The sequence below is a fragment of the Paracidovorax konjaci genome (genome assembly GCF_900112675.1).
GTDB classification, from domain to species: domain Bacteria; phylum Pseudomonadota; class Gammaproteobacteria; order Burkholderiales; family Burkholderiaceae_C; genus Paracidovorax; species Paracidovorax konjaci.
The window spans coordinates 15,059-31,108 of record NZ_FOMQ01000008.1 but is presented as its reverse complement, the minus strand read 5'-3'; the positions used below and the strand labels follow the sequence as shown (position 1 = coordinate 31,108).

Sequence of the window (16,050 nt, the reverse complement as noted above, 5' to 3'; positions counted from 1 at the left end):
GTGGAGAAGGCGGCAGGCGCGCGCGGGGCAGCGGGGGATTATCGGCGGACCGGCCCCGGAGCGGGTGCGCGGCAGGGGATGGACCCGTGGGCGACTCGGCCTAGACTCCCGGCCATGCTTTCTTTCCTGCGCTGTTGTTTCCGTTCGTCCGGGGCTCCGGGGCCCGCCCGGTTCGGGGTGGGCCCGGGTGCCCTCTCCCTCTGGGCCTGCGCGGCGCTGCTGGCGCTGCCCGGCCCCGCCGCCCTGGCGCAGAAGGGTGCCGCGCCGGCCGCCGTGCGGCCCGCGGCCGCGGCCACCCCGCTGCCTTCGGCGGTGGAGGCCGCCCTGCTGCGCGCCAAGGTGCCGCTCGATGCCGTCTCCTTCGTGGTGGTCGATGCCGAAGGGCGCCAGGCGCCGCGCCTGGCCTGGCGCGCCCAGGAGCCCATGAACCCCGCTTCGGTGATGAAGCTCGTCACCACCTACGCGGCGCTCGAATTGCTGGGCCCTGCGTTCACCTGGGACACGCCGGTCTACCTCGATGCGCGGCCGCAGGGCGGCAGCCTGCGCGGCAACGTGTACATCAAGGGCGTGGGCGACCCGCAGCTGGTGGTGGAGCGCCTGTGGCTGATGCTGCGGCGCCTGCAGGCCCAGGGCGTGCAGGTCATCGTCGGCGACATCGTGCTGGACCGCAGCGCCTTCGACCTGCCGGCGCACGATGCCGCCGTGTTCGACGGGGAGCCCCTGCGGCCCTACAACGCGGCGCCGGACGCGCTGCTCGTCAATTTCAAGTCGGTGGCGCTGACCTTCGTGCCCGACACGGCCGCGGGCGTGGCGCGCGTGCAGGTCGAGCCGCCCCTGGCGGGTGCGCCCTGGCCGGCCACCGTGCCGCTGGCCGCCCCGGGCGCCGAATGCGGCGACTGGCGCACGGCGCTCAAGCCCGACTGGACCGACCCGGCGCGCGTGGCGTTCCAGGGCGTGTTTCCGGCCGCCTGTGGCGAGCGCGTCTGGCCCGTGGCGCCTCCGGATCCGAACGGTTTCGCGGCCCGCGCCATCGAGGGCCTGTGGCGCGACCTGGGCGGCAAGCTCACGGGCAGCGTGCGCGAAGGGCGGGTGCCGCAGGGCCTGGCGCCGGCCTTCACCGTGGCATCGCCCTCGCTCGCCGAGGCGGTGCGCAGCATCAACAAATACAGCAACAACGTCATGACGCAGCAGGTCTTCCTCACCATCGCGCTGCAGAAGAACGGCACGGCCACCTTCGATGGCGCGCGCAACGCCGTGGCGCAGTGGTGGCGCCAGCGCATGCCGGCCGCCGAGCCGCCCGTGCTGGACAACGGCGCCGGGCTCAGCCGCGAGGCGCGCGTGAGCGCCGCATCGCTCGCGCGCATGCTGCAGGTGGCATGGGCCTCGCCCGTCATGCCCGAACTGCTTTCGTCGCTGCCCATCGCCGGCGCCGACGGCACGCTGCGGCGCAGCCAGGTCGGACGCGCCGCGCGTGCGGCGCACCTCAAGACCGGCACGCTGCGCGACGTCTCGGCGCTGGCCGGCGTGGTGCACGCGGCGGGCGGGCGGCGCTACGTGGTCGTGGCCCTGGCCAACCACCCGAACGCGCTGGCCGCCCGGGCGGCCATGGAAGCCCTGGTGGACTGGGCCGCGGGAGAACGCTGACCGCCTTCGTTCTTCGTTCATGCCAGCGATCAACGGGCGTTTCGCTGCGGGGCGGCAGGTGCAGGGCGCGCCGGCCCGGGAGGGTGCAACATGGCCGGTCCCGCGCAGCGCTGGCGCCCTGCACGGCGGCGGCACGGATATCGGTAGTTCCCCTGTCGTGCCGGGCGGCCTGCGGGATTACGATGGGTCCCCGTAAAACGCACGGTCGTGCTTTTTTGTAACCTGACGGAGCAAACGTGATCTCTAAAACCATCCACAACAGAGCGTCCTGGTCCGTACTGGCCGCGGCCTGTCTTCTCGCGGCCTGCGGCGGCGGCGGGTCCGACACCACGCCCGCGGCGCGCGTGACCTCCGTGAAGGTCATGGGCGACAGCCTGGCCGACAGCGGCACCTTCGGCTTCAAGTTCACCGTGCAGGGTTCGGCGCCCACGGGCTCGGGTTCCACGGCGATCTGGCCCGAGCGCGTCGCCGCGAACTATGACCAGACCCTGTGCGCGCACTACCAGTCCAACGGCACCACCTTCGCGGCACGCGCCAACTGCACCAACTACGCAGTGGGCGGCGGGCGCATCAACAATTTCTCCGCGCCCACGTCGCCCGCATCGATCACCCAGCAGATCCGGGATGCGGGCACGGCGGGCTTCGCGGACGGCGATCTCGTCCTGATCGACGGCGGCGGCAACGATGCGGCCGACCTCATCGGTGCCTACCTGCGCGTCTCCACCGACAGCGGCGCCTCGTACCGCGCGCTGCTGCTGACGGTGCTCGACGCCACCACCGTGACCAATGCGTTCGCGGGCGGCGCCACCGGCCTCGCGCAAGTGGGCGGGCTGTACATGCAGGCGCTGGCCACGCAATTCGCCGGCACGATCCGCACCAACGTCCTGGACAAGGGCGCCAAGCGGGTGGCCGTGCTCAACGCCCCCGGCATCACGCTCACGCCGCGTTTCCGCTCGGTGCTGGCCCGCATTTCCGCCGCCAACGGCGCGGCCGCGGCCGCGCAGGCCGAAGCGGTGTTCGACGGCTGGGTGCAGGCATTCAACGCGCGGCTGGTCACGGCCCTGGGTTCGGACAGCCGCCTCACCGTGGTGGACTTCTACGCCTCGTTCAAGGACCAGGCGACCAACCCGTCGCAGTACCAGCTGACCAACACCACCACGCCGGCCTGCCCGGTCACGGGCACCGGCAGCGATGGCCTGCCGACCTACACCTTCCCGACCTGCACGTCCGCCGCGCTCTCGGCCACCACTCCGCCCGCGGGAGCCACCGGCGGCGCCGACTGGTGGAAGAGCTATGGCTTCGCCGACAGCTTCCATCCCACGCCCTACGGCCACCAACTGATGGCCCAGCTGGTGGCACGTTCGCTCGCATCGGCGGGCTGGCTCTGAAGCGGAACGGAGTGATTCCCATGGCCCAAATCTTCTCTTCTCCTTCCCCCCGCACCGCCGCTGCGCTCGCAGCCGGCGCACTGGCCCTGCTGGCCTGCGGCAGCGCATCCGCGCAGGTCGCCGGCACCTGGAGCGTGCGTGCCGGTTTCACCCACATCGCACCCCAGGTCAAGAGCGGCAACCTCTCGGCCCCGAGCTTTCCGGGGACCACGGTGGACGTGGGCTCGGACACGGCGCTGACGGGCGGCATCAACTACATGGTCACCGACAACTGGGCCATCGACGTGCCGCTGGGACTGCCGTTCAAGCACGAGTTCCAGGGCACCGGCGCGATCGCGGGCGTGGGCAAGGTCGGCGAAACCAAGGTGATCCCGGCCACGGTGTTCGCGCAGTACCGCTTCGGCGAGGCGAATTCCGCGTTCCGTCCCTACGTGGGACTGGGCGTGACCTACGCCAAGTTCTTCAAGGAGCGCACCACCGCCGCGCTGAACGGGCTCACGGGCGGCACGCCTGCGAACCCCACGACGGCCTCCATTGACGACAAATGGGGCATCACGCCGCAGGTCGGCTTCGTGTGGAATTTCAACGAGCGCTGGTTCGTCGATGCGGCCTACTACAAGAGCTTCCTGAAGACCACGACGCACCTGTCGAGCGGGCAGTCCATCAACATCCGGCTCAATCCCAACGTGTTCTCGGTGGGCATCGGCTACCGCTTCTGACCGGCGCGCCGCGCACCATGCAAAAAGCCGACCCAAGGGTCGGCTTTTTCTTTGGGGTTTGGGGGCTCTGCGTGCCGGCCGACGGCCGGCAGGCGCATCACCAGCGGGCGCGCAGGCGGTCGTAGGCGTAGGTGCCGAACTGGCGGTGGGCGGACGGCGTGAAGTACACGCGGTCGGCGAACACGTAGCGGTCCTGCGAGGCGCCGCTCACCAGCGTGCCCGTGTTGCACTGCAGCGAGCTGACCTGGCCGGTGCCGATGCCGATGGCGTTGTCCGAGGCCACCGAGGTGCAGACCGGGACGTCCTTGTTCTCGAAGCTGTAGCCGCCCGGCGAGTTGATGAAGAGATTGCCGTAGTACTCGAGGTCCACGTACAGCACGGTCTTGCCGAGGTCTTCGATGGCCACGAGCAGCGCCTGGTTGAAGCGGGTGCTGGCGGTGCTCAACAGGCTCTGCTGGTTGATCGACACGGCCCAGGGGCTCTTGCCCAGGTCGTACGTGCCGATCACCACCACGTGCCTGGCGCCCGCGTCGGACAGGCGGCGCACCTGCGCGGCGAGTTCGCGCCCCGCGGTGGCGGAGGCCGTGAGGAACTGGTCGCTCGTCATCGTGCCGGCGGTGACGGCCGCCATGCCCGCGATGATGTCGCTGATGCCGCCGTTCATCAGGACCACGTTGTTGTCACCCAGCGTGTTGGACGCGAGGAAGGTGGTGATCTGCTGGGTGGTGGACGGCGCCGAGCCGCCGGCGGCGTCGGTCGAAGCCGTCACGCGCGCATTGCCGCGCGCGTAGGCCGTGCCGCCTGCGGAGGAAGGCGTGAGCGTGCGGCCGTAGTTGTTGGCGATCTGCAGCGTCCAGTTGTTGATGGAGCCGTCGTTGACGGTGTAGCGGGCGCCGTTCTGGCCGACGTCGGTGAAGGCGTCACCGAAAGTGACGATGCGGTCCGGCGTCAGCGCCGATTCCGTGGTGCTGGAGCCGCAGGCCGCCACGAGGGCAGCCGACGCGCAGGCGGCGACCAGGAAAGAGCGGCGCATCCAATTTGCTGCCATGGGTTGGTTCTCCAGAAAAATTGAGCAAGAGTGTAACGACTGGCGCCGTAAGGCTTTGCAACCGGGCGTGTCACCGGCGGGCTTTGGCGGCGCGTGTGCCCTCGGGCTACGCGGCCGCTGCCCTTTGCAGCCGGTCACGCACGCCCTCCCAATCGGGGGTTGCGGGCGGGGTCTCGATCCAGATGAGCTTCACACCCGCGTCATCGAAGTCCCGCAGGGCGGCGAAAAGTTCCTGCGCGGCCGCCGCGGCGTGCGCGGGCATGCGGCGCACCAGCACGCGCGGCGAGGGCGAGCGCAGCGGAGTGCGCGCATACACGGCCAAGTGCGCCGCGTCGGCGCCCAGCAGCTCCAGCCCGGTCTGCAGCGCCTTGGCCTCCATCAGGCGCACCTTGGCATGGGGCGCGTAGTGCGCCTCCAGCGTGCCCGAGGCGCGGGGCGTGTGCGAGGGCAGGTCTTCCTTCGAGAGCGGCGCCAGGCCGCAGGCCGACTCGATCTGCGCGCGCGTGATCGCCCCGGGGCGCAGCAGCACCGGCACGCCGCGCGTGCAATCGACGATGGTGGACTCGATGCCCACATCGCACGCGCCGCCATCGAGCACCAGCAGGGCGTCTCCGAATTCGCTGCGCACATGTCCGGCGGTGGTCGGGCTCACGCGGCCGAAGCGGTTGGCGCTGGGCGCGGCCACGCCCCACACGGGGGCGCCCTCCAGGGCGGGATCGTCCGCGGCGCAGGCCTGCAGCACGGCGCGTGCCACCGGGTGCGAGGGGCAGCGCAGGCCCACGCTGTCCTGCCCGCCCGCCGCCGCGGCGGCCACGCCCGGGCGGCGCGGCAGGATGAGGGTGAGCGGCCCGGGCCAGAACGCGCGCACCAGCGCTTCGGCGAACGGCGGAACCGACTGCGCGAAGTGCGCGATGCCCTCGGGGCCGGCCACGTGCACGATCAGCGGGTGGTCGCTCGGGCGCCCCTTGGCCTCGAAGATCCGCGCCACCGCGGCATCGCTCGCGGCATCCGCGGCGAGACCGTAGACGGTCTCCGTGGGCAGTCCGAGCAGTTCGCCCGCCCGCAGCGCCCGGGCCGCCGCGGCGACGGAGGTGGAAAGCTGGCCGTCGAGGATCATGGCAATGGCTTCTTCGGTCAGAACGGCGCGATGCCCAGCAGCGCCGCGGCCTGCAGCGCCGTCGCGCGCGCGGCGTCGGCGGTGGGCGCGGTGATGTTGAGGTGGCCCATCTTGCGGCCCGGCTTGGCGTCCGCCTTGCCGTACAGGTGCAGGTGGATGCCGGGCAGGGCCAGCACCGCTTCCCAGGCGGGCGTGCGGGCCGCCGCGCCCTGCGTGAACCAGAGGTCGCCCAGCAGATTCAGCATCACGGCCGCGCTGTGCTGGTGCGGCTGCACGAGCGGCAGCCCCGCCATGGCGCGCACCTGCAGCTCGAACTGCGACACGTCGCAGGCGTTCTGGCTGTAGTGCCCGCTGTTGTGGGGGCGGGGCGCGATCTCGTTGACCACCAGCGCGCCGTCGTCCAGCACGAAGAACTCCACGCACAGCACGCCGACGTAAGCCAGGCCGTCTGCTATCGATTTCGCAGCAGAAACCGCTTGTTTCGCGACGGCATCGGGCACATTTCCTTCATGCACCTCGGTCACGGCCAGGATGCCGTCGCGGTGCAGGTTGCGCTGCACCGGCAGGTGCACGCAGGCGCCGTCCCGGCCGCGGGCCACGATCACCGAGCATTCGAAAGCCAGCGGCAGGCGCTTTTCGAGCACGCACGCCACGCCGCCCATGCCGCTCCAGGCGGCGGCGAGTTCGGCGGGCGTGGCCACACGGGCCTGGCCCTTGCCGTCGTAGCCGAGCCGCGCGGTCTTCAGGATGCCGGGCAGCAGCCCGGCGGAGGCGGCTTCGAGCTGGTCTGCCGCCTCGATCACGGCATAGGGCGCACAGGGCACGCCGCAGCGCACGAAATGGGCTTTTTCCTGTGCCCGGTCCTGCGCGATGGCCACGGCGTCGGCGGCCGGCGCCACAGGGCGCTCGGCACCCAGCATGCGCAGCGCCTGCGCGGGCACGTTCTCGAATTCGGTGGTGACGGCGTCCGACAGCGCGGCCAGCCGGGCGAGCCCGTCCGGGTCTTCGTAGGCCGTCTGCACATGGTGGTGGCTGATGCGGCCTGCGGGGCTGTCGGCATCCGGGTCGAGCACCGCCGTGAAATAGCCCATGGCCTGCGCGGCATGCGCGAACATGCGGCCCAGCTGGCCGCCGCCCAGCACGCCCAGCGTGGCCCCGGGCAGCAGCGGGCGCTGCTGCGTGTCGTCGGGCGCGCTCATGCGGCCACCGGCGGAAGCGCCATCGCGCGTGCCGCTTCGGTCTGCTCGCGGCGGAAGGCCTCCAGGCGCCCGCGCAGGGCCGGGTCTTCGTTGGCCAGCAGGGCGACGGCGAAGAGCGCTGCGTTGGCCGCGCCGGCCGTGCCGATCGCGAAGGTGGCGACAGGGATGCCCTTGGGCATCTGCACGATGCTGTGCAGCGAATCGACGCCCTGCAGATGGCGGCTGGCCACCGGCACGCCGAGCACCGGCACGGGGGTCTTGGCCGCGAGCATGCCCGGCAGGTGGGCCGCGCCCCCGGCCCCGGCGATGATCGCCTTCAGGCCACGCTGTGCGGCGGATTCGGCATACGCGAACATGTCGTCGGGCATGCGGTGGGCCGAGACCACGCGCGCTTCGTGGGCGATGTCGAATTGCTGGAGAATCTGCACTGCGTGCTGCATGGTCTCCCAGTCGCTGCTGGAGCCCATGACCACACCGATCTGGATGGGTTTCATGTGGAGTTGGGGCGCGCGCGCCATGCACGCCCGCCGAAGTGGAACCCGCGATTTTACTTTTGGCGCGCCGCCCGGTGCGCCTTCGCCCCCCTGGACACCAATGATCGACGTCACCGTAGAGAATTTCGAAGCCGAAGTCATCGCCGCCTCCATGGAAGTCCCCGTGCTGGTGGACTTCTGGGCCCCGTGGTGCGGCCCGTGCAAATCGCTCGGTCCCATCCTGGAAAAGCTGGAGACCGAGTACGCGGGCCGCTTCAAGCTCGTGAAGATCGATTCCGACCAGGAGCAGCAGATCGCCGCGATGTTCGGCATCCGCAGCATTCCCACCTGTGTGCTCCTGATGAACGGCCAGCCGGTGGACGGCTTCATGGGCGCGCAGCCCGAGGGGCAGGTCCGGGCCTTCCTCGACAAGCACGTGCCGAGCCCCGAGGAAGCGCTGGCCGAGGCCGAGGAAGAGGCCGCTCAGGAGGCGCTCGAGGACGGCGACACCGACACGGCCCTCGAGAAGCTGCAGCACGCGGTGGCCACCGACCCGGCCAACGACGATGCGCGCTTCGACTACGTGAAGCTCCTGCTCCAGCTCGGCCGTGTGGACGATGCCAAGGTCGCGTTCGCTCCGGTCATCGCCAAGGCCGCCACGTCGCGCAAGCTGGGCGCACTCAAGGTCTGGATGGATGCTATTGATTTCGTAGCAAAAGATTCAATAGATCCGGCGGCATCGGAGGGTTTCGATGCCAGGATCGCGGCCAACAAGCGCGATTTCGATGCGCGCTTCGGGCGCGCCCGCTGGCTCATCGCCCACCAGCGCTGGACGGACGCCATGGACGAGCTGCTCGAAATCCTCATGCGCGACAAGGCCTGGAACGACGAAGCCGCCCGCAAGACCTATGTGGCCGTGCTCGAAGTCATCGAGCCGCCCCGGATCAAGGTCGCCGAAGGCCAGATCCCGCCCGAAGACCCCGTCGTGGCCACCTACCGGCGGCGCCTCTCCAGCGTGGTGCTGAGCTGATGTGACCCTGGCGATGCGCATGGCGCAGGCCCCCGCGCCGGCTTCGGGCGGCGGCACGGGTGCCCACACCGGGCGGGCAGGGGGCCTTCGCCGCGGCCTCCCGTGGCTGGCAGGTGTGCTGGCCCTGTGCCTGGCGGGCTGTGCGGGGTTGCCGCCGCCGCCCGATGCGGTGGTCACCGGCACCGCTTTCTCCCGGTTGCGCTTCCAACTGCCCCCGGGCGGAACGTTCGAAGCGGTCCTGCTCGACGTGTCCGACGCCGAAGCCCCGCCCACCGTCGTGGGCCGCCAGATCGTCGATCCGTTCGAGCGCCTGCCGGTCGACCTGCGCATTCCCTACCGTGCCGCGCAGGTGCGGCCCGACCGGCGCTACGTGGTGCGGGCGCAGGTGTCCTTGAACGGCGTCGCCTGGATGTCCAGCGACGGCGTGCACCCGCTGCAGCGCGATCCGGCCTACCGGCGGGTCGACGTGTCCCTGCAGCCGCTGCCGCGCAACGCCGCCACCGCGCAGGCGGCCGTGCCGCTCGCGCAGACCTACTGGAAGCTCGTCGAGATCGATGGATTGGCCATGCCGCCCACGCCGGCCGGCCGGACGGATGCGCATCTGGTGCTGCTGCCGGAGGAGGGGCGTGTGGCGGGCTCCGGGGGGTGCAACCGGTTCGTGGGGGCCTATGAAGTGGCGGGGGAGGGCCTGCGGATCGGCGCGGTCGAATCGGGGCTGCAGCTCTGCCTGGACACGGGGCTGGCCGAAGGACTCTTCCTGGAAGCGCTGCGCGCGGCCCAGCGCTACCGCATCGAAGGGCGCGAACTGACGCTCCTGGGCCGCGGCGCCAACGAAGACCGGGCCCTGCTGCGCTTCGAGGCGCCCGAGCCGCATTCCGCCGCGCGTTGAGCGGGCGGCACGGCCGGCAGGCGCAGGCTTCAGGCGGCGGTCAGGCGTTCCAGGGCTTCGCGGTACTTGGCGGCCGTCTTCTCGACCACCTCGCGCGGCAGGCGCGGCGCCGGCGCGCTCTTGTTCCACGGCGCGCCATTCACCTGGGCCTGCTCCAGCCAGTCGCGCACGAACTGCTTGTCGTAGCTGGGCGGGTTCTCGCCGGCGGCCAGGGCGGCCTCGTAGCCTTCGACGGGCCAGTAGCGCGAACTGTCGGGCGTGAGCACCTCGTCCATCAGCACCAGCGTGTCGTCGGGCGCCAGGCCGAACTCGAACTTGGTGTCGGCGATGATCATGCCCTTCTTCAGCGCGATGGCCGCTGCCGCTTCGTAGAGCGCGATGCTGGTGTCGCGGATCTTCGTGGCCAGCTCGATGCCCACCATCTCCACGGTGCGCTCGAACGTGATGTTCTCGTCGTGCTCGCCCATCGCGGCCTTGGCGGCCGGCGTGTAGATGGGCTGCGGCAGGCGCGACGCATTCGTGAGCCCTTCGGGCAACTGCACGCCGCAGACCGAGCGGGTGGCCTGGTATTCCTTCCAGCCGCTGCCGGCCAAGTAGCCGCGCACCACGGCCTCCACCGGGATCGGGCGCAGGCGCTGCACGAGCATGGAGCGGCCGCGCACCTGCGCGGCTTCCTCGGCGGACACCACGCTCTCCGGCGCTTCGCCGGTCAGGTGCGTGGGGCACAGGTGGCCGAGCTTGTCGAACCAGAACAGCGCCATCTGCGTGAGCAGCTCGCCCTTGCCGGGAATGGGCTCGCCCATGATGACGTCGAACGCCGAGATCCGGTCGCTGGCCACCATGAGGATGCGGTCGTCGCCCACGGCGTAGTTGTCGCGGACCTTGCCCCGCGCGAGAAGCGGCAGCGAAGCCAGGGACGAGGTGTGCAGGGCGGGGGAGCTGGACAGGGTCATGGTGTGAAAGGGTTGCAAGCGGTAATCCGGAGCCCGCGCGGCGGAGGGCGGGTGACTGCCGGATTCTAGGGCGCCCCCTCCTGTACAGCCCGCCCATTTTGGCCCCGCCGGGCGCGCCGGTCATCTGTAACAGCAGTATCCCCGGGCGCCCCGCGGTCGGGATTGCAATTCGAGGCAGTGGGGCGCATAGTGGATTTGACAGCGCATGCATGAGCTCCCCCATCCGTCGGGCCGCCACCTCGATGTCCCGAGGCGACGGCGTTTATTTCAACGTGCCAAGGAGACTTGTTTATGAACCTGACGATCAGCGGCCACCACCTCGATGTCACCCCCGCACTGCGCAACTATGTGACGGGCAAGCTGGACCGGATCAGCCGGCATTTCGACCAGGTGGTCGATGTGAAGGTGCTTCTAACCGTCGAAAAGCAGAAGGAGAAGGACAAGCGCCAGCGCGCGGAATGCAACGTACACGTCAAGGGCAGCGACCTGTTCGCCGAGAGTTCGCATTCCGACCTCTACGCCGCGGTGGACGAACTCGTGGACAAGCTCGATCGGCAGGTCGTGCGCCACAAGGACCGCCTGCAGGACCACCACTGCCCGCTCAAGCGCGCCCAGCCCGCCTGACCGGGCACCCTGCCGCACCCCGGGTGGGCGGGGTTTTCTGACACCCGATCCCCGCATTGCCCGCAAAGCCGCCGTGAAAGGCGGCTTTTTCATGCCCTTTATCAAGGGCTCAGGGTTTATGCTAGGGGGTGCATAATCGCAACCCTTCACCATGAACCGTCTTGCTTCCATACTGCCGGCCGCTCAAGTGCTCGTGAGCGTCGATGCCACCAGCAAAAAGCGTGCATTCGAGGAGGCCGGGCTGTTGTTCGAGAGCCAGCACGGCCTGTCGCGCGCGCTCATCACCGACAGCCTCTTCGCCCGCGAACGCCTGGGCTCGACCGGCTTGGGACATGGCGTGGCGATTCCCCACGGCCGCATCAAGGGGCTGAAGGCGCCCATGGCCGCCGTCTTCCAACTGGCACATCCCATCGGGTTCGACGCTCCGGACGAGCAGCCGGTCGGCTTGTTGATCTTCCTGCTCGTGCCGGAAGCGGCAACCCAGAAGCACCTGGAAATCCTCTCGGAGATCGCCGAGCTGCTGAGCGACGGTCCGCTGCGAGAGCGCATCAAGGGCTCGACCGATGCCGCCGAGCTGCACGGCCTCATCGCCGGCTGGCAATCGGCCCAGGCCACGGCCTGATCCGGCGGCCTCTCCCGACCTGATGGCTCGCACCCTGTGAAGCCCAACGTCGTCAGCGCCGATGTCCTCTTCGAGGAATTCCGTTCTCCCCTGAAGTGGGAATGGGTGGCGGGTCTGGGCGCCTCCGAGCGCCGCTTCGACGAGGTGGCCGTACGCTCTGCGCGCTCCGGCGCCGATCTCGTCGGCTACCTGAACTACATCCATCCCTACCGGGTGCAGATCCTGGGCGAGCGCGAGATCGCCTACCTCACCAATGCCACGCCCGAGGATTGCAAGCGGCGCATCGCACGCATCGTGACCCTCGAGCCGCCGGTGCTGGTGCTCGCCGACAACCAGATGGCGCCCGATGCGCTGCTGTCGATGTGCGAGCGCGCGCAGATCCCGATGTTCTCGACGCACGAGTCGTCGGCCTTCGTGATCGATGTGCTGCGGGCCTATTTGTCCAAGCATTTCGCCGACCGCACCACCATGCACGGCGTGTTCATGGACATCCTGGGGCTGGGGGTGCTCATCACCGGGGAGTCGGGCCTGGGTAAGAGCGAGCTGGGACTGGAACTCATATCGCGCGGCAACGGGCTCGTCGCCGACGATGCGGTGGATTTCTTCCGCATCAACCAGACCACGATCGAGGGCAAGTGCCCCGATCTGCTGCAGAACCTGCTCGAAGTGCGCGGCATCGGCCTGCTCGACATCCGCGCCATCTTTGGCGAGACGGCGGTGCGCCGCAAGATGCGGCTGCGCCTCATCGTCCATCTGGTGCGCAAGGAAACGCTGGAGCGCGAATACGAACGCCTGCCCTACGAGCCATTGACGCAGGATGTGCTCGGCGTACCTGTGCTCAAGGTGGTGATTCAGGTGGTGGCCGGCCGCAACATCGCCGTGCTGGTGGAGGCGGCGGTGCGCAACACCATCCTCAACCTGCGCGGCATCGATACCTACCAGGAATTCGTCGAGCGCCACCGCCGTGCCATGGAGCAGCGCGACGGCTCCTGAGGCCCCGCGGCGGCGGCTGCCGCGGGTGGGGCGCCTATCGGGCGCCCTTCAGGAAATCAGTCGGTCAGCCGGCGCGTGCTGGACGCTTTTGCGCAGGTGGCGCATTGCCCGTAGAGCGCCATCGAGTGGTCCTGCACGACCCAGCCCTTGGCCTTGGCCACCAGTTGCTGGCGCTTCTCGATCTCGGGATCGAAGAATTCCTCGACCTTGCCGCAGACCATGCAGATGAAGTGGTCATGGTGCTGGCCTTCGTTGAGCTCGTACACCGCCTTGCCGCTCTCGAAATTGCTGCGGATCAGGATGTCGGCCTGCTCGAACTGCGTGAGCACGCGGTAGACGGTGGCCAGGCCGATGTCCGAGCGCTCGTCGAGGAGAACGCGGAAGACATCTTCGGCCGTCATGTGGCGCTGCGCGCCCTTCTGGAAGATCTCCAGGATCTTCAGGCGTGGAAGGGTGGCCTTGAGCCCGGTGCTCTTGAGTTCGTCGATGTTCGTCATGACAGGGTCGTTCGTGTGCCTGAGGGCGCGCGCCAAGGCCTGGGAGACCAGCCGCTACAATGGTTCGATCATATCGTCTATGCCTATTTCCATGTCCGTCCACGCCCGTCGCAGCGCCCGAATGGGCCTGATCCTGTTGCTCGGCGCGGGCCTCTCGGCCTGCGGCAGTTTCAATGGCGCCAGCAACCGCGTCGTGAGCATGGTCACACCCTACAAGGTCGAGGTCGTCCAGGGCAATTTCGTCTCGCGCGAGCAGGTCGAGGCGCTGCAGCCCGGCATGTCGCGCCAGCAGGTCAAGGAGATCCTGGGCACGCCGCTCCTGACCAGCCTCTTCCACGCCGACCGCTGGGAATACGTCTTCACGCTCAAGCGTCCCGGCGTCGATGCGCAGTCGCGCAAGCTCACGGTCTACTTCAAGGGCGATGCCTTCGAGCGCGCCGTGGGCGACGAGATGCCCACCGAAGCCGAGTTCGTCGCCACGCTGGGCTCGGCGCGCAAGTCGCCGCCCAAGGTGCCGGTGCTCGAAGCCACGCCCGAGCAGCTCGCCAAGTATCCCAAGGCCGCCGCTGCGACGCTGCCGGAGCCGGCCGATTCCGCCGTGCCGCCGCCGCCCTCCAGCTACCCGCCGCTGGAATCCACCAACCGCTGACCGGTCCGCAGGCGCAGGCGCGCGGGTCCCCACGGATCCCCGCTGCGCCGGCAACGCCGGATCCGCTTCCCGTCCGCCCCTTTTGCCCCACCGCGCCATGACCGTGCCTGCCTCCCCGTCCCCGTCTTCCTCTTCTGCCGCTGGCGCGGCCCCGTGCCGCGTGGCCGTGGCGGGGGTGTCCGGCCGCATGGGCCGCATGCTCGTCGAGGCGATCCGCGACAGCGGCGGCGATCTGGTGCTCGCGGGCGCGCTCGATGTCGCGGCCAGCCCGGCCATCGGTTCGGACGCCACGGCGTTCCTGGGCCACGCCAGCGGCGTCGCGATCACCGCCGACCTGCACGAAGGCCTGGCCCGGGCCGACGTGCTGATCGATTTCACGCGGCCCGAAGGCACGCTGGCCCACCTGGCCGTCTGCGCGGAACGCGGCGTGAAGGCCGTGATCGGCACGACGGGCTTCACGGAGGCCCAGAAGGCCGAGATCGCCGCATACGCGCAGCGCACGGCCATCGTCATGGCGCCCAACATGAGCGTGGGCGTGAACGTCACGCTGAAGCTGCTGGAGATGGCCGCGAAGGCGCTTTCCACCGGCTACGACATCGAGATCATCGAAGCCCACCACCGCCACAAGGTCGATGCGCCTTCGGGCACCGCGCTCAAGATGGGCGAGGTCATCGCCGGGGCCCTGGGCCGAGACCTGAAGGACTGCGCCGTGTACGGCCGAGAGGGCGTAACGGGCGAGCGCGATCCGTCCACCATCGGGTTCGCGGCGGTGCGCGGCGGCGACATCGTGGGCGACCACACCGTGCTGTTCGCCGGCACCGGCGAGCGCATCGAGATCACGCACAAGTCTTCGAACCGGGCCGGCTATGCGCAGGGCAGCCTGCGCGCGGTGCGTTTCCTGGCGGACCACCGCACGGGGCTGTTCGACATGTTCGACGTGCTCGGCCTGCACGGCTGATCCACCGCGCGGCCTGCGGCACGCTTCGCAGCCCGCGCACCTTTCCCTCCCCCTTTTTTTCGCAGTGGCGCATCCATGAACGCTTGGCACTGGTGGCACCAGGGAGACATGGTCACCCGCATCTCGGCGGTGCTGCTGCTCGCCATGTCGGTGGCGAGCTGGGTCGTCATCCTCTGGAAGGCGCGGCTGCTGCGGCGCGCGGTCTCCGGCGTGGAGCGCAGTACGGCGGCGTTCTGGCAGGCGCCCTCGCTGACCGTGGCCGCGCAGCGCCTGGAATCGTTCGACCGCGACGGCCTCGTGCTGCCGCTCGTGGATGCCGCGGCCCGCGTGGCGGACGGGGCGCAGGCCGGCACCCTGGCCGCGAGCGGCCACCGGGCGCAGCAGCTCACCCGCGTGCTGCGGGACGCGCTGCACCGCGTGCTGGGCCGCCTGCAGTTCGGGCAGGTGCTGCTGGCCACCGTCGGGTCCACGGCGCCCTTCGTGGGGCTGCTGGGAACGGTCTGGGGCATCTACCATGCACTCACGGCGCTGGCCGGTGGCGGGCAGGTCACGATCGAACGGGTCGCGGGCCCCGTGGGCGAAGCGCTCGTGATGACTGCGGCGGGGCTGGCGGTGGCGATTCCCGCCGTGCTGGCCTACAACCTCTTCGGGCGCTGGATCGGGCGTGTCGAGGCCGACCTCGAGGGCTTCGCGCGCGACCTGCGCGAACTCCTGCTGGATGCGCCCTCCGGCGACTGAACCCCGCGACCTTCACGCACGCCCGTACCCACGCCATGGCATTCGGCCGCCTCGAACGCACCACGGCTCCCAAGCCGATGAGCGACATCAACATGACGCCCCTGGTGGACGTGATGCTGGTGCTGGTGGTGATCTTCATCCTCACGGCACCGCTGCTGGCGAGCGCCATCCGGCTCGACCTGCCGCGCGCCGACGGCACTTCCGCGGGCGCGCCGGCCGGCGCGGTGACCGTGGCGATCGATGCGCAGGGGCAGGTGTACCTGGCCGACGAGCCGATGGACGGCGGCACGCTCGCCGGGCGCCTGCGCCGCATCGCGGCCGAGCGGCCGGACACCGAGGTACAGCTGCGCGCCGACGCGGCCGTGCCCTATGGCCGCGTGGTGGAGGTGATGGGCGCGGCGCATGCCGCCGGCCTGCACCGCATCGGTTTCGTGGCCGATCCCGGGCCGGCGCCGGCACTGCCTGCCCCGGGCAGCCGGTAAAGCCGCGGGGCTGGCAGCGCATCGCGC

Annotated in this window: 18 protein-coding genes; 12 read left to right on the top strand and 6 right to left on the bottom strand. The window is 70.0% G+C overall.

Features of this window, described 5'->3' with window-relative positions; translation table 11 throughout:
- Positions 1-114: 114 nt before the first annotated feature.
- From dacB to BM144_RS13440, 3 genes are all read left to right on the top strand, one after another.
- A complete protein-coding gene (gene dacB / locus BM144_RS13450) occupies positions 115-1,644 on the top strand; it encodes a D-alanyl-D-alanine carboxypeptidase/D-alanyl-D-alanine endopeptidase (RefSeq protein ID WP_092953076.1) in 1,530 nt (509 codons plus the stop codon).
- Positions 1,645-1,880: 236 nt separating this feature from the next.
- Positions 1,881-3,032 (top strand): SGNH/GDSL hydrolase family protein, encoded by a 1,152-nt coding sequence (locus BM144_RS13445; protein WP_092953074.1) that lies wholly within the window; start codon positions 1,881-1,883, stop codon positions 3,030-3,032.
- 20 nt (positions 3,033-3,052) lie between these two features.
- Positions 3,053-3,751, top strand: coding sequence for an OmpW/AlkL family protein (locus BM144_RS13440; RefSeq protein WP_092953072.1), 699 nt, complete (start codon positions 3,053-3,055; stop codon positions 3,749-3,751).
- A gap of 97 nt (positions 3,752-3,848) precedes the next feature.
- Here the strand turns inward: BM144_RS13440 and BM144_RS13435 are convergent, their stop codons facing one another.
- The 4 genes from BM144_RS13435 to purE all read right to left on the bottom strand — a co-directional run bounded on the left by BM144_RS13435 (position 3,849) and on the right by purE (position 7,609).
- A complete protein-coding gene (locus tag BM144_RS13435) occupies positions 3,849-4,799 on the bottom strand; it encodes an SGNH/GDSL hydrolase family protein (RefSeq protein WP_092953070.1) in 951 nt (316 codons plus the stop codon).
- A gap of 106 nt (positions 4,800-4,905) precedes the next feature.
- Positions 4,906-5,916 carry an L-threonylcarbamoyladenylate synthase gene (locus BM144_RS13430; protein ID WP_092953068.1) on the bottom strand — a complete coding sequence of 337 codons (1,011 nt, stop codon included), beginning with the start codon at positions 5,914-5,916 and terminating at the stop codon, positions 4,906-4,908.
- Between the two features lie 17 nt (positions 5,917-5,933).
- On the bottom strand, positions 5,934-7,115 hold the full coding sequence (locus BM144_RS13425) for a 5-(carboxyamino)imidazole ribonucleotide synthase (RefSeq protein ID WP_092953066.1): 1,182 nt from the start codon (positions 7,113-7,115) through the stop codon (positions 5,934-5,936).
- Positions 7,112-7,609, bottom strand: a complete 498-nt coding sequence (gene purE / locus BM144_RS13420; protein ID WP_092953360.1) for a 5-(carboxyamino)imidazole ribonucleotide mutase — start codon at positions 7,607-7,609, stop codon at positions 7,112-7,114. The genes BM144_RS13425 and purE overlap by 4 nt, the downstream gene beginning before the upstream one ends.
- Before the next feature lie 100 nt (positions 7,610-7,709).
- Between purE and trxA the strand changes: the two genes are divergently transcribed.
- Together trxA and BM144_RS13410 are read left to right on the top strand one after the other, a co-directional pair.
- Entirely contained in the window at positions 7,710-8,618 is a 909-nt protein-coding gene (gene trxA / locus BM144_RS13415) for a thioredoxin (RefSeq protein WP_092953064.1), read from the top strand.
- A 1-nt stretch (position 8,619) separates the two neighbouring features.
- On the top strand, positions 8,620-9,507 hold the full coding sequence (locus BM144_RS13410; protein ID WP_245783657.1) for an META domain-containing protein: 888 nt from the start codon (positions 8,620-8,622) through the stop codon (positions 9,505-9,507).
- 29 nt (positions 9,508-9,536) lie between these two features.
- Here BM144_RS13410 and BM144_RS13405 read toward each other — a convergent pair whose 3' ends face one another.
- Complete coding sequence (locus BM144_RS13405; RefSeq protein ID WP_092953062.1) at positions 9,537-10,460, bottom strand: phosphoribosylaminoimidazolesuccinocarboxamide synthase; 924 nt, start codon at positions 10,458-10,460, stop codon at positions 9,537-9,539.
- Positions 10,461-10,751: 291 nt separating this feature from the next.
- On the opposite strand from BM144_RS13405, the gene hpf reads away from it, so the two are divergent.
- The 3 genes from hpf (at position 10,752) to hprK (ending at position 12,699) form a co-directional block, all read left to right on the top strand.
- Entirely contained in the window at positions 10,752-11,084 is a 333-nt protein-coding gene (gene hpf, locus BM144_RS13400) for a ribosome hibernation-promoting factor, HPF/YfiA family (RefSeq protein WP_092953060.1), read from the top strand.
- Between the two features lie 151 nt (positions 11,085-11,235).
- Complete coding sequence (locus BM144_RS13395; protein ID WP_092953058.1) at positions 11,236-11,706, top strand: PTS sugar transporter subunit IIA; 471 nt, start codon at positions 11,236-11,238, stop codon at positions 11,704-11,706.
- Between the two features lie 36 nt (positions 11,707-11,742).
- Positions 11,743-12,699: an HPr(Ser) kinase/phosphatase gene (hprK, locus tag BM144_RS13390; RefSeq protein ID WP_092953056.1), complete on the top strand. Its 957-nt coding sequence runs from the start codon at positions 11,743-11,745 to the stop codon at positions 12,697-12,699.
- A gap of 56 nt (positions 12,700-12,755) precedes the next feature.
- Here the strand turns inward: hprK and fur are convergent, their stop codons facing one another.
- Positions 12,756-13,196 carry a ferric iron uptake transcriptional regulator gene (fur, locus tag BM144_RS13385; RefSeq protein ID WP_092953054.1) on the bottom strand — a complete coding sequence of 147 codons (441 nt, stop codon included), beginning with the start codon at positions 13,194-13,196 and terminating at the stop codon, positions 12,756-12,758.
- Positions 13,197-13,287: 91 nt separating this feature from the next.
- Here fur and BM144_RS13380 point away from each other — a divergent pair, with 91 nt between their 5' ends.
- From BM144_RS13380 to BM144_RS13365, 4 genes are all read left to right on the top strand, one after another.
- Positions 13,288-13,845 (top strand): outer membrane protein assembly factor BamE, encoded by a 558-nt coding sequence (locus BM144_RS13380; protein WP_092953052.1) that lies wholly within the window; start codon positions 13,288-13,290, stop codon positions 13,843-13,845.
- Between the two features lie 97 nt (positions 13,846-13,942).
- Entirely contained in the window at positions 13,943-14,803 is an 861-nt protein-coding gene (dapB, locus tag BM144_RS13375; protein ID WP_092953050.1) for a 4-hydroxy-tetrahydrodipicolinate reductase, read from the top strand.
- A 75-nt stretch (positions 14,804-14,878) separates the two neighbouring features.
- On the top strand, positions 14,879-15,541 hold the full coding sequence (locus BM144_RS13370) for a MotA/TolQ/ExbB proton channel family protein (RefSeq protein WP_092953048.1): 663 nt from the start codon (positions 14,879-14,881) through the stop codon (positions 15,539-15,541).
- Positions 15,542-15,576: 35 nt separating this feature from the next.
- Complete coding sequence (locus BM144_RS13365) at positions 15,577-16,023, top strand: ExbD/TolR family protein (protein ID WP_092953046.1); 447 nt, start codon at positions 15,577-15,579, stop codon at positions 16,021-16,023.
- Positions 16,024-16,050: the final 27 nt, after the last annotated feature.

Bases quoted from the DNA above. Each gene is read 5' to 3' on its own strand.
- dapB (WP_092953050.1), top strand. From the start codon at position 13,943: ATGACCGTGCCTGCCTCCCCGTCCCCGTCTTCCTCTTCTGCCGCTGGC.
- BM144_RS13440 (WP_092953072.1), top strand. From the start codon at position 3,053: ATGGCCCAAATCTTCTCTTCTCCTTCCCCCCGCACCGCCGCTGCGCTC.
- fur (WP_092953054.1), bottom strand. From the start codon at position 13,196: ATGACGAACATCGACGAACTCAAGAGCACCGGGCTCAAGGCCACCCTT.
- trxA (WP_092953064.1), top strand. From the start codon at position 7,710: ATGATCGACGTCACCGTAGAGAATTTCGAAGCCGAAGTCATCGCCGCC.
- hpf (WP_092953060.1), top strand. From the start codon at position 10,752: ATGAACCTGACGATCAGCGGCCACCACCTCGATGTCACCCCCGCACTG.
- BM144_RS13405 (WP_092953062.1), bottom strand. From the start codon at position 10,460: ATGACCCTGTCCAGCTCCCCCGCCCTGCACACCTCGTCCCTGGCTTCG.
- BM144_RS13370 (WP_092953048.1), top strand. From the start codon at position 14,879: ATGAACGCTTGGCACTGGTGGCACCAGGGAGACATGGTCACCCGCATC.
- dacB (WP_092953076.1), top strand. From the start codon at position 115: ATGCTTTCTTTCCTGCGCTGTTGTTTCCGTTCGTCCGGGGCTCCGGGG.
- BM144_RS13430 (WP_092953068.1), bottom strand. From the start codon at position 5,916: ATGATCCTCGACGGCCAGCTTTCCACCTCCGTCGCCGCGGCGGCCCGG.
- purE (WP_092953360.1), bottom strand. From the start codon at position 7,609: ATGAAACCCATCCAGATCGGTGTGGTCATGGGCTCCAGCAGCGACTGG.
- BM144_RS13435 (WP_092953070.1), bottom strand. From the start codon at position 4,799: ATGGCAGCAAATTGGATGCGCCGCTCTTTCCTGGTCGCCGCCTGCGCG.
- BM144_RS13365 (WP_092953046.1), top strand. From the start codon at position 15,577: ATGGCATTCGGCCGCCTCGAACGCACCACGGCTCCCAAGCCGATGAGC.
- BM144_RS13395 (WP_092953058.1), top strand. From the start codon at position 11,236: ATGAACCGTCTTGCTTCCATACTGCCGGCCGCTCAAGTGCTCGTGAGC.
- BM144_RS13380 (WP_092953052.1), top strand. From the start codon at position 13,288: ATGTCCGTCCACGCCCGTCGCAGCGCCCGAATGGGCCTGATCCTGTTG.
- BM144_RS13425 (WP_092953066.1), bottom strand. From the start codon at position 7,115: ATGAGCGCGCCCGACGACACGCAGCAGCGCCCGCTGCTGCCCGGGGCC.